Genomic DNA, 13,577 nt, shown 5'->3' with positions numbered 1-13,577 from the left:
GGCGGCTCGTGGGTCCGGTGCTCATCGGTACTCCGCCAGACGCCGGCCGAGGCCGCGCAGCACGCCGGCCGCGGCGAGCAGGGTGAGCAGGCTCGCGGCGGGGACGACGGTCGTGGTGGCGTCCCGTCCTCGCTGTGCCGCGCTCAGGAAGTCGGCCTGCTCGACCTTGACGGCGTCCGCGAGGTGCTGGTCCAGCTCCTGGTAGACCGGCTGGGTGCTGTCCGCGCCGGTGCCCACGGTGGCGTCCAGCGCGCCCTGGTAGTCGCCGGCGTTGTTCTTGGCGTCGGCCGCGTCGTGCCGCTGCGTCCAGAGCGCGAACTGGTCGCGGGCGGCCCCGATGGCGCTCGCCGCGCTCTGCGGAGCCAGCAGTTGGGCGGCGGCCAGCGCCGTGCTGTCGTCCTTCACCGCGCCGGTCCACTGGGTCGCGTACTGGGTGGTGGAGCCGCGGGCGACCAGGTTGAGGTTCTCCGCGGTGCGGGCCCGCAGCGCGTCGCTCCGGGCCAGGTCGAGCGCCTGGAGCGGGGTCGCGCCGTGCTCGAGGCTGTCGGCCAGCGCCGAGTCGGCCGCCCGCATCCCGCCGGTCAGCCAGAGAAGGGTGACCAGCACCGCCGCCGTGGCGGTCAGCAGCCCGGGGTTGAAGATCCGGTTGGTGCGCCGGAAGAGCCGCAGCTGGCACCAGAACAGCGCGGCCAGCACCAGGACCCCGAGCGCGTAGGCCGCCCAGGGGGTGGCCCGCGCATCGGCGTAGTCCTGGCCCAGCCGGGCCGCTTCGGCGTCTGCGAGCTGCTGGGCGACCGGCAGCAGCTGGGTCTGCATCGAGGTGGAGGCGTAGCTCAGGTAGGCCGCGCCGAGCGGCAGGCCCTGCCGGTCGTCGGTCCGCGCCGTCTCCACCAGGCCGGAGTAGACAGGCAGTTGCTGGTTGAGCAGGCTGATCGAGGCCTGCGCCTGGGCGGATCCGCCGCTCTGCGCGGCGGCCTGGCTGAGCAGCCGGGCGGCGCTCGCGAGGTCGTCCTGGTAGCGCTGGCGCACCTGTGGCGGCTCGCTGCCGGCCAGCAGGAAGCCGGCGGCAGCGGTGGTGTCGGCGTCCGCGAGCGAACGGTGGATCTCGGCCGCCTGCTGGCTCAGCGGCTGGCTGCGGGTGACCAGCCGGTCGGCGGCCTGGCTGCGACCGGTCAGCTGCCAGCCGGTCAGCGCGCCGAAGCCGAGCACCAGGACGACCAGGCCGACCGAGGCCAGCCGCAGCCGGCCCGGGGCGCTGTCGGCCGCCGCCCGCCACCGGTCGCGCCGCCGCGGGCGCGGTGCGGCCGCGGGCCGGCCGGGTGTGGCCGGCTGCTGCCCCGGAGCCTGCCCGGGCCGTGACGGCGGCGAGCCGCCGCCCTGCCCCGGCGGCCGAGCCGCCGTCTGCGCTGGTGTCGCCACCTGCCCCACCCTCCCCGGTGGGCCGCCCCGACGATCGGGGAGCGGCCCGTTGCCAGCAGTATGGCCATCAGGTCCGACGGCCACACGTGACGTGTGCTGCAGTTGTGACGCATCTGTGGCTTCCCGGGCGGCCCCGGCAGGTCCAAGACGCGAGGGGCACCTTATGCGGTTCCGGCCCCGGCGGGGGAGGGGTTCGGACCCTCCCTTACGGATCTTGCCGGGCCCGCGACACGGTGCCCCGCCGACCGTGATCGTCTTCCGGTCGGCCATGATGGCTCGGGAACCGCCGCACCCCGGCGGAGCATGGAGCGCGAACGATGCAGAGCACAGCAGTCCTGACCACGGCGGCCGGCTACCACGGGCCGCCGCCCTGGCAGTGGGCCGACCTGGCCACCTCGTGGACCGCCGAGCCGGTGGTGCTGACGCTGGCCGTGCTGCTCGGCGGCGGGTACCTGCTGGGCGTGCGGAAGCTGGCCCGGTCCGGCACCTGCTGGCAGCCCACCCGCACGCTGGCCTTCCTCGGCGGACTGCTGCTCTGGGTCTGGGCCACCTGCTCGGGCCTGGGCGTCTACGAGCGGATCCTGTTCACCGACCGGGCCGTGCAGGTGGTCCTGCTGCTGATGCTGGTCCCGCTCTTCCTCGCGCTCGGCGCGCCGGTCTCGCTGCTCGCCGAGAGCGCCTCGCCGGTGTGGCGGGAGCGGATCCTGCGGGCGCTGCGCAGCCGGCCGTCCAAGGTGCTGATGTTCCCGGCCGTCTCGACCGCGCTGCTGATGGCGCCGCCCTGGCTGCTCTACTTCACGCCCTGGTACGAGAAGTCGCTCAGCAGCGGGGCCTGGAACATCGGACTGCACGTGTCGCTGGTGCTGCTCGGGCTGGCGTACTTCTGGCCGCGCCTGCAGATCGACCCGGTCGGGCACGAGTACCCGCACCTGGTCGGACTCTTCATCACCTTCGCCGAGGTGATCTTCGACGCGGCCCTGGGCATCGTGCTCATCTACGGCGGCCACATCGTCGCCGAGCACTACTACGTGACGCTGGCCCGCCCGTGGGGCCCGAGCATCGCCCAGGACCAGACCTGGGGCGGCAACAGCCTCTGGGTGCTGGGCGACCTGGTGGGCCTGCCGTTCATCTGCGCGCTGGTCCGGCGCATGATCGTGCTGGGGCGCGAGGAGACCGCGGCGGTGGACGCGGAGCTGGACGCGCAGTACGAGGCGGCCCTCGCCGCCGCGGCGACCCAGGGCGCCGAGGCGACGGCCGCGGTGGGGGACGGCGAGGTGGGCCTGCGCCCGTGGTGGCTCGACGACCCCAACCTGAAGCACCGCTACGGCGCGGAGAGCTGAGCGCCGCGGGGCGGACGCCGCCCGGACGCCGGGGCGGGCGGCCCGCGGCGGCTGACTACGATCGGCAGCATGCAGCTGATCGGAACCGTCGCCCCTGACCGCCCGCTCCTCGTCCTGGCCGTGCCCGAGGAGGCCGCGCACCTGGACCAGGAGCTGCCGGTGCTGCTCACCGGCATCGGCAAGGTGAACGCCGCCGCCGCGCTGACCGCCGTGCTGGCGGGCGGCCCGCACCCGAGCCAGGTGATCAATCTGGGCACCGCGGGCGCGCTGCGGCCCGGCCTGGACGGGCGGTTCCACGAGATCGGCACGGTGCTCCAGCACGACCTGGACACCGAGGTGCTGCACACGCTCACCGGCCGCAGCTACGGCGGCCCCCTCACGCTGGCCGCCGAGGGCCTCACCCTGGCCACCGGTGACCTCTTCGTCTCCGACTCCGCGGCCCGCGAGCGGCTGGCCGCCGAGGCCGACCTGGTCGACATGGAGGGCTACGCGCTGGTGGAGGCGGCCCGGCGCGCGGATGTGCCGGTGCGGCTGGTCAAGTACGTCAGCGACCAGGCCGGCGAGGGTGCCGACCAGGTCTGGCGCGAGGCGGTCGACGGCTGCGCCCGGCGGCTCGCGCAGTGGGTCGGCGAGCACCTCTGACGGACGGGGCCACCGGGCGGAGGGTCCGCAAAAACCGGCGGCGACCGCCCGGCCGGGCGGGGCAGACTGGCCCCGTGCAGACGAGTGATCAGGTGACGGCGCCGCCGCAGCGGCAGATCAGGGCCGCGTACACCGAAGGGACGGTGACGGTCTACCAGGCCTACCCGCCGGAGATCGGCGGGCCCGCGGTGCGCGACGTGACGCCGCTCGCCCACGAGGTGCACCGGCTGGTGCGCTCCGGCGACCGGGCGGGCGCCGCCGCGCTGCTGCCCGCCGAGGCGCCCTACCCGCGGCCCGCCGAGTCGACCGCCCGGGAACTGCGGCTCTGCTGAGCCCGGCTGCGCCGCGCGGGGCACCGCGTACGGTGGGGAGGGACACGACGCGGAAGGAGCGGCGGCCATGGGCTCGATCACCCACTGGCTCGGCGGGCTCTCCGGGCCCCTGGTGTACGCGGTGGTGGCGGCGCTGGTCTTCGCCGAGGACGCGCTCTTCGTCGGCTTCGTGCTGCCGGGCGAGACCGCGGCGGTCCTCGGCGGCACCATCGCGGCCGCCCACCGCGGGGTGGACCTGCCGCTGATGATGCTGGTCGTGGTGCTGGCGGCGATCCTGGGCGACACCGTCGGCTACGCGGTCGGGCGGTACTTCGGGCCCCGGCTGCTGGAGACCGGGCCGGCGCTGCGGCACAAGGGCAAGCTCGACCGGGCCCGCGGCTTCATCCGGGAGAAGGGCCCCGCGGCGGTCTTCTTCGGCCGCTTCGTCGCGCTCTTCCGCGCCCTGGTGCCGACCCTGTCCGGCGCCTCGCACATGCCCTACAAGCGGTTCGCCGTCTTCAACGTGGCCGGCGGCACGCTCTGGGGCGTCGGCTTCACCCTGCTCGGCTTCGCGGCGGGCAGCGCGTACGCCCGGGTCGAGCACCTGGTCGGCACGGTGGCGGCGGTGGTGGTCGGGGCGCTGGTGGTGCTGGCGCTGGGCATCTGGCTCTGGCGCCGGCACCGGCGCGAGGCGGACGAGCCGGCCGCGCGGGCCGGCGAGCGATCGGAGTAGCCGGCGGGCGAGCGGGCCGCGGGCGGGCTCAGGAGGCCTGGGCACCCGGCCGCGCCTGGGCGGCGAGCAGACCGAGCACGCCGTCGACGGCCTCGGTGAACGGCTCGGTGGAGTCGGCGGCGCGGGCCAGCACGTAGCCGCCCTGGAGCACCGCGACGATGGTGGAGGCGGTGGCGACCGGGTCGAGCGACGGGTCGAACTCGCCGCGCTCGCGGCCCTCGGCCAGCAGCCCGGCGAGCCGGCCGCGCAACCAGCCGAAGGTCTCCCGGACCGGCCCGCGCAGCGTGGCATCGGCCATCACCTCGGGGTCCTGGGTGAGCCGCCCGACCGGGCAGCCCCGCAGTACGTCCCGCTCCCGGCGCAGGTAGACCGCCAGGCGGTCCAGGGCGCTGCCGGGGGCGTCGAGCTCCAGCGCCGCCTTGGCGCGCATCTCCTCGGCGGTGCGGGTGATCGCGGCGAGCGCCAGGTCGGGCTTGCCGTCGAAGTGGTGGTACATGCTGCCCTGGCCCACGCCCGAGTGCTGCTGGATGGCCTTGGGGCTGGTGCCGACGTAGCCGCGCTCCCAGAGCAGTTCGCGGGTGCTTTCGATGAGGCGCTCCGAGGTACTCACGCCCGTATCGTACCTACCAGTAGGTACAGATGCAAGAACGGTGCCCCCCCGGATGGCCACCCCGAGCGGCAGGGCGCCGGCCCTGGGTGCACCGGCGGCGCCGGCTCCCACCACCCCGGCCGGCGCCGCCGGTTGACGTCGGGCCCGGCCTCAGGCGGCCATCGCCGCCGGGCTGCCGTACGCCTCGCGCAGCCGCTGCTGGGCGCCGGGGCCGCCGCCCAGGCCCTCGGCCGCCAGCCGGTCCAGGCCGAGCAGTGCCGCGCCCAGCACCGGCGGCGCGGTGACGATCCGCGGCTGTGCCCACGGGGTGAGGGCGCGCAGCCGCTCGGTCAGGTTGTCCAGCAGCAGCGGGTGCCCGGCCGCCAGCACCCCGCCGCCGAGCACCAGCGGGGTGGGCTCGCCGAGCAGCTCCAGGCGGCCGAGTGCGACGAAGGCCAGCCGGCTGATCTCCTCGGCCTGGCGGTCGATCAGCTCCAGCGCGGTGGCGTCCCCCTCGGCCGCGCAGTCGAAGATCAGCGGGGCGACCTCGTGCAGCCGCTCCCGGGCCAGCTCGCCCAGGTGCATCGCGGCTGCCACCGCATTGGCGCCGGGCAGCGCGAAGTGCGCGGCGATCGCGCCGGTCAGCGTGGTGGCGGGCCCGCGGCCGTCCTCGGCCCTGGCCGCGTGCCACATCGCCTCGGCGGCGAGCCCGCCGCCGCCGCCCCAGTCGCCGGTCAGCTGGCCGAGCGCCGGGAAGCGCGCGGTGCGGCCGTCCGGCAGCAGGCCCACGCAGTTGATCCCGGCGCCGCAGACCACGGCCACCCCGCGCGGGCTGTCGGTGCCGGCCCGCAGCAGGCCGAAGGTGTCGTTGGCGACCGCGACCGTGCGGCCCCAGCCGTGCGCGGCCAGCGCCCGCTCCAGCCGCTCCTCCTCGATAGGGAGATCGGCGTTGGCCAGGCAGGCGTGGAGGTGCTGGACCGGCGCGCCGGGGGCGAGGGCGGGGCCGGCCTGTTCGGCCGCCGCCGCGACCAGCGGGGCGAGCGCGGCGACGGCCGCCTCGGGCCCGGTCAGCTGCGGGGCGAAGCCGCCGCCCCGGGCGGTGCCGAGCAGCCGGCCGTCCGCGGCCACGAAGGCGACGTCGGTCTTGCTGTTGCCGGCGTCGATCGCGAGCACGGCGGCGGGGCCGGCTCCCCCGGCTCCCTCGGCAAGGGTCGGGTCTGGTTCCAGCTGGTGGTGCTCCATCGGGCCCCCGGGCTCGTACGTGGGGCCCCGGCCGGTCCGGCCGGGGCTGGGTGTCAGGTGGCGCTCGGGCCTTCGGCCGGTCAGGCCCAGTCCAGGTGCTGGCGATTGTGCGCCAGCAGGCGGTCCGTCAGCTGCTCGGCCAGGTCGAGCTGGCCCACCAGCGGGTGCGCGAGGAGGGCGTCGAAGACCCGGTCCCGGCCGCCCTTCAGGGCCGCGGCCAGGGCCAGCTCCTCGTAGGCGGTGACGGCCGCGATCAGGCCCCGGTAGAGCGGTTCCACCGGGCGCTGCGGCAGCGCGGTCACGCCGCCCGCGCCGACCTCGGCGGGCACCTCGATCACCGCCTCGTCCGGCAGGAAGGGCAGGATCCCGTCGTTGCGGGTGTTGACCACCTGCACGTCGTGCGCCACCCCGCCGGTGCCGAGCAGCGCCGCGAGCAGCTGCACCGCAGCCTCCGAGTAGAAGGCGCCGCCGCGCTCGGCGAGCAGCTCGGGCTTGGTGTCCAGCGCCGGGTCCGCGTACATGGTCAGCAGCTCGCGCTCGATCGCGGCCACCTGGCCGGCCCGCGAGCCCTTCTCGCGCAGCTCCTGGACCACCTGGTCGTGCTGGTAGAAGTAGCGCAGGTAGTACGAGGGCACCACGCCGAGCCGCTGGATCACCGGCAGCGGCAGCAGCAGGTCCTCGGCGATCTGCGGGCCGAAGCCGCCGAGCAGCTCCGGCAGCACCTCGCGCCCGCCGGCCGCGCCGGGGGCGTCCAGCAGCGTGACGCCGCGCTCCCAGGTCAGGTGGTTCAGCCCGACGTGGTCCAGGCGGATCAACTCCGGTGCCACGCCCAGGTGGGCGGCGAACTTGCGCTGGAACCCGATCGCCACGTTGCACAGGCCCACGGCCTTGTGGCCGGCCTCCAGCAGGGCCCGGGTGACGATGCCCACCGGGTTGGTGAAGTCCACGATCCAGGCCGCCGGGTTGGCCCGGCGGACCTTCTCGGCGATGTCCAGCACCACCGGCACGGTGCGCAGCGCCTTGGCCAACCCGCCCGCGCCGGTGGTCTCCTGGCCCACGCAGCCGCACTCCAGCGGCCAGGTCTCGTCCTCGCCGCGGGCCGCCTGCCCGCCGATCCGCAGCTGCAGCAGGACGGCGTCCGCGTCGGCCACGCCGGCGTCCAGGTCCTGGGTCGTGGTGATGGTGCCCGGGTGACCCTGCTTGGCGAAGATCCGCCGGGCCAGGCCGCCGATCAGCTCCAGCCGCTCGGCGGCCGGGTCGATCAGCACCAGCTCGCCGATCGGCAGCCGGTCGCGCAACCGGGCGAAGCCGTCGATGAGTTCGGGCGTGTAGGTGGAACCGCCGCCGACGATGGCGAGTTTGAGAGACATATCAGCCCTTGACCCCTGTGAGTGTGACGCCTTCGATGAAGGCCTTCTGAGCGAAGAAGAAGAGAACGATGACGGGCGCCATGATCAGCAGGGTGGCCGCCATGGTCAGGTTCCAGTTGGTGTGGTGCGCGCCCTTGAAGGACTCCAGGCCGTAGGAGAGAGTCCAGGCACCGGGGTTCTCGCTCGCGTAGATCTGCGGCCCGAAGTAGTCGTTCCAGCAGTAGAAGAACTGGAACAGGGCGACGGCGGCGATGGCCGGGCGGGCCATCGGCAGGATCACCCGCAGCAGCGTCCGCAGCTCCCCGCAGCCGTCCACCCGGGCCGCCTCGGTGTACTCCCTGGGGATGGTCAGCAGGAACTGCCGCAGCAGGAAGATGGTGAAGGCGTCGCCGAAGGCCATCGGGATGATCAGCGGCCAGAGCGTGCCGGTCAGGTGCATCTGCTTGGCCCAGAACAGGTACATCGGGATGACCGTCACCTGGGGCGGCAGCATCATCATCGAGATGACCGCCATCAGGGCCAGGTTGCGGCCGCGGAACCGGAACCGGGCCAGCGCGTAGGCGACCGGCAGGCTGGAGACCACGGTCAGTACCGTCCCGGCGACCGCGTACACCAGGGTGTTGCGCCACCAGGTCAGGAAGCCCGGGGTCCGCCACACCTTGACGTAGTTGCCCCAGTCCCAGTGCTGCGGCCAGTAGTCGGTGGTCAGGGCCTGGCGGTCCGACATCACCGAGGTGAGGAAGACGAAGAGGAAGGGCAGCAGGAAGAAGAGCGCGGCGGCGATCGCGGTGGTGTGCACGGCCACCCAGTGCAGGGCGGCGCGGCGGCGGGCGGTGCGGTGCGCGGTGGTGCGGGCGGGCGCGTCGAGCGGCCGGCCCAGGCTGGGGGAGGAGGTCACGGCCATGGGTCAGTCCTCGCTGGTCACGAAGCCGGCCCGACGGCGCAGCAACAGACTGGTGAAGGCCATCGAGATGGCGAAGAGGATCAGGGCCACCACGCAGGCCGAGCCGGTGTCGAAGCGCTGGAAGCCGAGGTTGTAGACCATCTGCGGCAGCGTCCAGGTGGAGCCGCGCGGGTAGCCGGGCTCGAACTGCTCGCCGGAGCCGCCGATCACACCGCTGGCCACCTTCCCGGCCACGATCGCCTGGGTGTAGTACTGCATCGTCTGGATCACGCCGGTCACCACCGCGAAGACCACGATCGGCGAGATGTGCGGGACGGTGACGAAGCGGAACTTCTGCCAGGCCCCGGCGCCGTCCAACTCGGCCGCCTCGTACTGCTCCTGGGGGACGTCCAGCAGGGCGGCCAGGAAGATCACCATCAGGTCGCCGATGCCCCACAGCGCGAGCAGCGTCAGGGCCGGCTTGGACCAGCCGGGGTCGTTGAACCAGCCGGGCTGCGGCAGGCCGAGCCGGCCCAGCGCGTGGTTCACCGGCCCGGTGCCCGGGTTGAGCAGGAACGCGAAGGCGATCGTGGCGGCCACCGGCGGGGCCAGGTAGGGCAGGTAGAACGCGGTGCGGAAGAAGCCGGCGCCGCTCTTCACCTTGGTGATCAGCAGGCCGACGCCCAGACCGAAGACGACCCGCAGCGAGACCATCACCACCACCAGCCAGAGCGTGTTGCCCAGGCCCTGCCAGAAGAAGGGGTAGTGGCCCAGGACGTAGTTCCAGTTCCGCAGGCCGGTGAAGACGGGGGCGGTGAAGCCGTCGTACTTCATGAAGGAGAAGTACACGGTGGAGAGCAGCGGATAGGCGAAGAAGAAGCCGAAGCCGAGCAGCCAGGGGGAGAGGAAGGCGAGCGTGCGCCAGGCCTCGCGGCGGTGCTTGCGGCGCAGTGCGGCGGGCCGGGGTGTGCTGGTCAGGGCCATCGGGGGATCACTTCGCCTGGGCCACGGCGTCGTCGATCTCCTTGTCGGTGGCCGCGAGGCCGGCCGCCAGATCGGTCTTCTTGCCGCTCTCCACGTCGTAGGCGAAGTTCTGCAGGCTCACCTGGTAGGCGCCGCCGTTGATACTGGCGGGCGTGGTCGAGGAGTTGGGGTTGCGAGCCACGTCCAGGAAGGTCTTGAAGTTCGGATCGGCCGTCAGCTTGGGCGAGTTGAGCGCGGCTATGGTGCTGGGCACGTTGTGGATCGCGTTGGCGAAGCTCACCACCGCGTCCGTGTCGGTGGTCAGGTACTTCACCAACTGCCAGGCGGCGGCCTGCTTCTGGGAGCTGCGGGCGATGCCGATGATGGTGCCGGTCAGGTAGCCGCGGCCGTAACTGGCGGCCTGCGCGTCGGGCACCGGGAAGGGCGCGGTGGCCCAGTCGACGGAGGCGTTGTCGTCGGCGATCGACTGGGTCCGCCACTCGCCGTCGATCGCCATCGCCACCTGGCCGGTCTCGAACGGGTTCTTGGCGCTGAACTCGTCGCCGAAGGTGGTGCGGAACTTCTCCAGCTTGTCGTAGCCGCCCAGTTGGTTCACCAGGCTCCGCTGCCAGCCGAGCATGTCGGCCACCGTCGGGTCGGTGGCCAGGTCCGCCTTGCCGTCCGGGCCGAAGTAGCTGGTGCCCCACTGGCCCAAGTAGTGTGCGGGAGAGGACTCGTAGCCGTGGTAGTCGGGCATGAAGCCGAGCTGCTGGTAGCCGTCGCCGCTGGGGACGGTCAGCTTCACCGCGTCGGCGTCGAACTCGCTCAGGGTCTTCGGCGGGGCGGTGATCCCGGCGGCGGCGAACGCCTTCTTGTTGTAGTAGAGCCCGTAGGCGTCGCCGAGCAGCGGCAGCGAGCACTGGTCGCCCTGGAACTGGCTGTACTTGAGCATCTGGGCGGGGAAGGTGGCGGCCGGGTCGATGTTGTCCTGCTTGAGCAGGGGGTTGAGGTCGATCCAGATCTTGGAGTTGCAGAACGCGCCGACGTTGTCGGTGGTGAAGGAGGAGACCACGTCGGGGGCGTCGGAGCCGCCGGCCCGCAGCGCCTGCTCGCTCTTGTCGTCGGAGACGTTGGCGACCACCTTGACGTGGATGTTCGGGTGCAGCTGCTCGAAGGCGGCGATGTTGGCGTTGATCGCCTTGGTCTCGTTGTCCTGGCTCCAGCCGTGCCAGAAGGTGATGGTGACGTCCTTGCCGTTGGCGGACCGGTCGGTGCCGGTGGAGTCGGTGCCGGTGCAGCCGGTGGCCAGCAGCGCGACGCTCGCGCCGAGGGCCACCGCGGCGGCGAGCCGGTGGGTGCGGATCTGGGACACGCGTCCTCCTGGGAGTACGGGGGCGGGCGGCATCGCCCGTCGCCCCGGCGGGGGAAGGGGGGAGGCAGTGCGGGTGCGCGGACATCGGGCATGACGGTGGATCGGTTGCGGGTCACGAGGCGGATCAGGCGGTGGTGAAGGCCCTCTCCCGTGCGGCGGTCAGGGCGAGCTGCAGCGCGCCGTGCAGCACCGGCGAGCCGGGCACCGTGCTGCTGAGCAGCCGGGGACGCGGCACCGCGAGGCCGGTGAGCTCCTCCTGGACGAGCTCGCGCAGCGTCTCACCGCCCGCGGTCGGGATCCCGCCGCAGAGCACGACGAGTTCGGGGTCGACCACCGCGACGATCGCCGCCAGACCGGTGGCCAGCCGGTTGGCCAGCTCGGCCAGGAACTCCTCGCCCGCGCCGGGGGTGGCGAGGGCGCGGGTGACCGCCGCCTCGGCCGTGCGGCCGGGCAGCTTGTACCGCTTGGCCAGGGCCAGGACCGCGTTGGCTCCGGCCAGTTCCTGGAAGCCGCCGGAGTTCTCCCGGCGGACGTTGCGGACCACCGGTGCGCCGGGCACCGGCATGTAGCCGACCTCGCCGGCGCCGCCGGTGAAGCCGCGGTGCAGCCGGCCGCCGATGGTGATCGCGGCGCCGATGCCCTCCTCGGCCCAGAGCAGCACGAAGTCCGCGCAGCCGCGGGCCGAGCCGAGCGCCCGCTCGGCCACCGCGGCGAGGTTGACGTCGTTCTCGATCGCCACCGGCGCGCCGAGCGCCGCGCGCAGCTCCTCGGCCAGCCTGGGGGAGTGCCAGCCGGGCAGGTGGGCGGCGTAGCGCAGCTTGCCGGTGGCCGGGTCGAGCGCGCCGGGGGTGCCGATCGCGATCTCGCTCAGGCAGCCGGGCCGCAGACCGGCCTGGCGCACCGTCTGGGCGAGCCCCTCGGCGACCCGGTCGACGGTGCCGGCGGCATGCCGTCCGGGGGTGGGCAGCAGGTGTTCGGCCAGGGTGGTGCCGGTGATGTCGGCCACCGCGAAGCGGACGTGGGTGGTGGTCACGTCCAGCCCCGCCACGTACCCGGCGGCCGGATTGAGCTGGTACAGCTGCGCGTTGGGCCCGGGGCCGCCCGCGCTGGTGCCCACCGGGACGACCAGGTGGGCCGCCTCCAGGCGGGCCAGCAGCTGGGAGGCGGTGGGCTTGGAGAGCCCGGTCAGCGCCCCGATCCTGGTCCGGGACAGGGGGCCGTGCTCAAGCAGGAGGTCGAGCGCCGCCCGGTCGTTGATGGCTCGCAGTCGGCTGGGAGTGCCGGGGCGGGGGGTGCTGGTGGTGTCGGTCACGAGCTTGATCCTCCTCCATCGGCCGTGGTCGGTGCGGGGGTGGTGGCGCTCCCGATGATTGGAAACTTTACTAACAGTTCCTCCCCGGCTGTCAATGACTTCGGCGACTCTCGCGACCCTGGGCCGCGGAAAACGCGGCAGCCCCGCGACCCGGGTGGGTCGTGGGGCTGCTGGGCGGAGCGGGCGCCAGCTAGGGCAGCTTGCCGAAGGCCTGCTGCTCCTCCGGCGTGGGCGCCGGTATCGGCCGGGCGGCCAGCGAACGGGCCGAGGCCGGGTCGGCCAGCGCGGAGGGCGGCAGCGCGTCCGCCGGGGCGGCCGGCGCGGGGATCGGCGCGGCGACCTCCTCCTTCAGCTTGATGCCGGCGTCGTCGAAGGCGGTCTTGAGCCGCTGGCGCAGACCCCGGGTGACCAGGACCGCCTTGCCCGGCATGGTCCTGGCCTGCACCCGCAGCACGACGGTGTCGGAGGCGACGGACTCCACGCCCAGCACCTCCACCGGGTCCCAGAGCACCTCGTCCCAGGGCGCTTCCTTGGCGAACTGCTCGGCGGTCTGCAGGATCAGCTCGGTCACCCGGTCGAGCGGCTCCCGGTAGCCCACCTGGACGTCCACGGTGGCGGTCGACCAGCCCTGGCTCATGTTGGCGATCCGCTTCACCTCGCCGTTGCGGATGTACCAGATCTCGCCGTTCGCGCCGCGCAGCTTGGTCACCCGCAGGCCCACCTCCAGCACGGTGCCGGTGGCCACGCCGGTGTCGATCTCGTCCCCGACGCCGTACTGGTCCTCCATGATCATGAAGACCCCGGAGAGGAAGTCCGTCACCAGGTTGCGGGCGCCGAAACCGATCGCCACACCGGCCACACCGGCACTGGCCAGCAGCGGTGCGAGGTCCATGCCGAGCGCCGAGAGCACCATCAGCGCGGCGGTGCCCATGATGGTGAACGAGGCCACGCTGCGCAGCACCGAGCCGATCGCGGCCGAGCGCTGCTGGCGCCGCTCGGTGTTGACGAGCAGTCCGCCCAGCCGGCTGGGCCCGTCCTCGTCACCCTGCGGTTCGCGGGTCATACGGTGTATGAACTGCGAGATCAGCTTGCGCACCGCGGCTCTGAGCAGCAGCGCGAGCACCACGATGATGACGATCCGGACCGCGCCCTCGACCCAGCTCTGCCAGTTGGTGTCGAGCCAGGAGGCCGCCTGCCGGGTGCTGTCCGACACGTCGCTGGCGCTGGTGGGCAGCCGCAGGACGGGTGTCTCGGCGGGCGGACTGGGGGCCGCGGAGAGAAGGGCCGGGAGACCGGACCAGCTCACGGTGGAACCTTCCTGCAGACGGGCACACGGCCGGCCCCGCGGGACACGCCGCCCGCGCGGACCGTGCGACTCAGCCTAGCGCCCGGGCGGGCCCC

General features: G+C 73.6%; 13 protein-coding genes. 4 read left to right on the top strand and 9 right to left on the bottom strand.

Annotation, left to right across the window (positions count from 1 at the left end):
* Window positions 1–21 precede the first annotated feature (21 nt).
* On the bottom strand, window positions 22–1,419 hold the full coding sequence (locus tag OG500_RS13110) for a hypothetical protein (RefSeq protein WP_329579944.1): 1,398 nt from the start codon (window positions 1,417–1,419) through the stop codon (window positions 22–24).
* Window positions 1,420–1,736: 317 nt separating this feature from the next.
* On the opposite strand from OG500_RS13110, the gene OG500_RS13105 reads away from it, so the two are divergent.
* The 4 genes from OG500_RS13105 to OG500_RS13090 all read left to right on the top strand — a co-directional run bounded on the left by OG500_RS13105 (window position 1,737) and on the right by OG500_RS13090 (window position 4,445).
* Window positions 1,737–2,759 (top strand): cytochrome c oxidase assembly protein, encoded by a 1,023-nt coding sequence (locus OG500_RS13105; protein ID WP_329579940.1) that lies wholly within the window; start codon window positions 1,737–1,739, stop codon window positions 2,757–2,759.
* A gap of 69 nt (window positions 2,760–2,828) precedes the next feature.
* Window positions 2,829–3,401, top strand: coding sequence for a nucleosidase (locus tag OG500_RS13100; RefSeq protein WP_327066744.1), 573 nt, complete (start codon window positions 2,829–2,831; stop codon window positions 3,399–3,401).
* Window positions 3,402–3,475: 74 nt separating this feature from the next.
* Entirely contained in the window at window positions 3,476–3,733 is a 258-nt protein-coding gene (locus OG500_RS38175) for a hypothetical protein (protein WP_442907030.1), read from the top strand.
* Between the two features lie 67 nt (window positions 3,734–3,800).
* Window positions 3,801–4,445, top strand: coding sequence for a DedA family protein (locus OG500_RS13090; protein ID WP_327066742.1), 645 nt, complete (start codon window positions 3,801–3,803; stop codon window positions 4,443–4,445).
* Between the two features lie 28 nt (window positions 4,446–4,473).
* Here the strand turns inward: OG500_RS13090 and OG500_RS13085 are convergent, their stop codons facing one another.
* The 8 genes from OG500_RS13085 to OG500_RS13050 all read right to left on the bottom strand — a co-directional run bounded on the left by OG500_RS13085 (window position 4,474) and on the right by OG500_RS13050 (window position 13,482).
* Window positions 4,474–5,055, bottom strand: coding sequence for a TetR/AcrR family transcriptional regulator (locus OG500_RS13085; protein ID WP_327066741.1), 582 nt, complete (start codon window positions 5,053–5,055; stop codon window positions 4,474–4,476).
* A 150-nt stretch (window positions 5,056–5,205) separates the two neighbouring features.
* A complete protein-coding gene (locus tag OG500_RS13080; RefSeq protein WP_329579936.1) occupies window positions 5,206–6,276 on the bottom strand; it encodes an N-acetylglucosamine kinase in 1,071 nt (356 codons plus the stop codon).
* A gap of 80 nt (window positions 6,277–6,356) precedes the next feature.
* On the bottom strand, window positions 6,357–7,646 hold the full coding sequence (locus tag OG500_RS13075; protein ID WP_327066739.1) for a family 4 glycosyl hydrolase: 1,290 nt from the start codon (window positions 7,644–7,646) through the stop codon (window positions 6,357–6,359).
* Window position 7,647: 1 nt separating this feature from the next.
* Window positions 7,648–8,550, bottom strand: a complete 903-nt coding sequence (locus OG500_RS13070) for a carbohydrate ABC transporter permease (protein WP_327066738.1) — start codon at window positions 8,548–8,550, stop codon at window positions 7,648–7,650.
* Between the two features lie 3 nt (window positions 8,551–8,553).
* Window positions 8,554–9,513 carry a carbohydrate ABC transporter permease gene (locus OG500_RS13065; protein WP_327066737.1) on the bottom strand — a complete coding sequence of 320 codons (960 nt, stop codon included), beginning with the start codon at window positions 9,511–9,513 and terminating at the stop codon, window positions 8,554–8,556.
* A gap of 7 nt (window positions 9,514–9,520) precedes the next feature.
* Window positions 9,521–10,897, bottom strand: coding sequence for an extracellular solute-binding protein (locus OG500_RS13060; protein ID WP_329579931.1), 1,377 nt, complete (start codon window positions 10,895–10,897; stop codon window positions 9,521–9,523).
* A gap of 91 nt (window positions 10,898–10,988) precedes the next feature.
* A complete protein-coding gene (locus OG500_RS13055; RefSeq protein ID WP_329579928.1) occupies window positions 10,989–12,176 on the bottom strand; it encodes an ROK family transcriptional regulator in 1,188 nt (395 codons plus the stop codon).
* Between the two features lie 190 nt (window positions 12,177–12,366).
* Entirely contained in the window at window positions 12,367–13,482 is a 1,116-nt protein-coding gene (locus OG500_RS13050; RefSeq protein ID WP_442789156.1) for a mechanosensitive ion channel family protein, read from the bottom strand.
* Window positions 13,483–13,577 lie beyond the last annotated feature (95 nt).

It is taken from the genome of Kitasatospora sp. NBC_01250 (genome assembly GCF_036226465.1).
Classification (GTDB): Bacteria; Actinomycetota; Actinomycetes; order Streptomycetales; family Streptomycetaceae; genus Kitasatospora.
Note: the sequence above shows the minus strand (reverse complement) of the source record. Positions and strands in the feature narration are given on the sequence as shown.

Coding starts and splice junctions, on each gene's coding strand:
- OG500_RS13100 (WP_327066744.1), top strand. CDS start 2,829: ATGCAGCTGATCGGAACCGTCGCCCCTGACCGCCCGCTCCTCGTCCTG.
- OG500_RS13080 (WP_329579936.1), bottom strand. CDS start 6,276: ATGGAGCACCACCAGCTGGAACCAGACCCGACCCTTGCCGAGGGAGCC.
- OG500_RS13075 (WP_327066739.1), bottom strand. CDS start 7,646: ATGTCTCTCAAACTCGCCATCGTCGGCGGCGGTTCCACCTACACGCCC.
- OG500_RS13070 (WP_327066738.1), bottom strand. CDS start 8,550: ATGGCCGTGACCTCCTCCCCCAGCCTGGGCCGGCCGCTCGACGCGCCC.
- OG500_RS13090 (WP_327066742.1), top strand. CDS start 3,801: ATGGGCTCGATCACCCACTGGCTCGGCGGGCTCTCCGGGCCCCTGGTG.
- OG500_RS13060 (WP_329579931.1), bottom strand. CDS start 10,897: ATGCCGCCCGCCCCCGTACTCCCAGGAGGACGCGTGTCCCAGATCCGC.
- OG500_RS13105 (WP_329579940.1), top strand. CDS start 1,737: ATGCAGAGCACAGCAGTCCTGACCACGGCGGCCGGCTACCACGGGCCG.
- OG500_RS13065 (WP_327066737.1), bottom strand. CDS start 9,513: ATGGCCCTGACCAGCACACCCCGGCCCGCCGCACTGCGCCGCAAGCAC.